Annotated in this window: 2 protein-coding genes; both read left to right on the top strand. The window is 44.1% G+C overall.

Annotated features, from left to right (window positions below; all coding sequences use genetic code 11):
- Nucleotides 1–345 precede the first annotated feature (345 nt).
- A complete protein-coding gene (locus Q0600_RS10000; protein ID WP_298759873.1) occupies nucleotides 346–870 on the top strand; it encodes a DUF4149 domain-containing protein in 525 nt (174 codons plus the stop codon).
- On the top strand, nucleotides 860–1,255 hold the full coding sequence (locus tag Q0600_RS09995; protein ID WP_298759870.1) for a YbgC/FadM family acyl-CoA thioesterase: 396 nt from the start codon (nucleotides 860–862) through the stop codon (nucleotides 1,253–1,255). Before Q0600_RS10000 ends, Q0600_RS09995 begins: the two co-directional genes overlap by 11 nt.
- The last annotated feature ends 265 nt before the right edge of the window (nucleotides 1,256–1,520 follow it).

Below are 1,520 nucleotides of genomic sequence, written 5' to 3'. Positions count from 1 at the left end.
TGCGAAACAGAATTGTGATTATACAAGAGCGATGCTTAAAGGGGGCTGAATAATTGGTAGAAATTTTAAAAAACGATTTGAAAAATTTTAAATTTTTAATGGAATTTTATGCTTAACGCGCCTGGCACAAATTTCATCTTCAGCCTCCGTAAAAATTTTATAAATTTTGTAAACGACCGCATCCAAACTAAAATTTGATTATACCGCGATATGCCGTAATATCGCGACCGCTGACCGCACCAATTCGCCCATAAAACCCGCTTGCAAAACACTTAAGCGCACGATTATAAGATTTCGCTATAATCACGTCCGATTTAAAATTTATCAAAATTTAAAAGGATTTCTATGCGCGCAATTTTTTCTATCTATACCTTCATCATCGCGGCCCTTATCGGCATCGAGCTCTCGCTCGGCGCACTCGTCGCGCCGGTGGTATTTTTCCCGCAGCATATTATCGGAGATGGCGTGCTATCGCACTTTCAAAGCGGCAAGCTGATGAGCGAGATCTTCGTAAAATACGGCGGCATCCTCATCGCAGTCTCGATCATCTGCCTCGTTTTTGAGATGATAAATTTCAACAACAACAAATCGCAATCCTTTCGCTTGCGCCTTTCGACCTTGATGCTGACGCTCGTAAATATCATACTTGCCCTACTCTTCGTGCTTTACTTTACCGACTACGTCATAAATGCCCAGAAGATCGGTGCAGAAGCGACGATGACGCCGGAATTTGCCCAAATCCACGCGGCTAGCGAATGGTGCATGAAACTCATCATCGTGTTTCAAACGGTGCTGTTTTTCGCAAAAATCCTCCCCGCCCTGGCTGCGAGAGATGTCGCAGCAGCGAAAGACGCGCGGGATGAAGATTAAAATTTACTACGAAGACACCGACGCACAGGGCATCGTGTATCACGCCAACTATATAAAATTTTGCGAGCGGGCGCGCAGCGAGGCGCTTATGCAGGCGGGAGTGGACTTCGCGCACGCGGACGCACACTTCGTAGTTAGCAAGCTTTGCGCTAAATTCTTCCGCCCCGCGCACCTCGGCGATACGCTTGAAATTCACACTAGCCTAGCTGCGCTCAAAAACGCCAGCGCCCTTTTGCGACAAGAAATTTACAAGATCAAAGATATTAAAAACGTAGATTTCAGCGAGCTTTTATACGCGCAGGACGTAAAAATCGCCTTCGTAAAAGACGGCAAGCCGATCAAATTTAGCGCCGAAATTTTAGAATTTTTCAAATCTTTGAGATAAATTTATCTCGCGAGTTCAAATTTGCCTAGTCGTGTGTGGCACAAACATAGCGCAGACCGGCTTTTCAGCGTAAAGTTTAAGAATGCGCAGAGCTCTTGGACAGTAATAAAATTTGCAGGCTAGATAAAATTTTACGACATAGAATTTTGCTCGGCGTTAAGGTTTAAATTTTGATGCTACATCGCGACATAAATCCCTCACGCACCCGAGATAGCCAGATAGAAAACAAAATTTAAAATATCGGAATTTTGCAATGGCGTTAAAT

The sequence above is a fragment of the uncultured Campylobacter sp. genome (assembly GCF_938041645.1).
Taxonomy (GTDB): Bacteria; Campylobacterota; Campylobacteria; order Campylobacterales; family Campylobacteraceae; genus Campylobacter_B.
Note: the sequence above shows the minus strand (reverse complement) of the source record. Positions and strands in the feature narration are given on the sequence as shown.

Coding starts and splice junctions, on each gene's coding strand:
- Q0600_RS10000 (WP_298759873.1), top strand. CDS start 346: ATGCGCGCAATTTTTTCTATCTATACCTTCATCATCGCGGCCCTTATC.
- Q0600_RS09995 (WP_298759870.1), top strand. CDS start 860: ATGAAGATTAAAATTTACTACGAAGACACCGACGCACAGGGCATCGTG.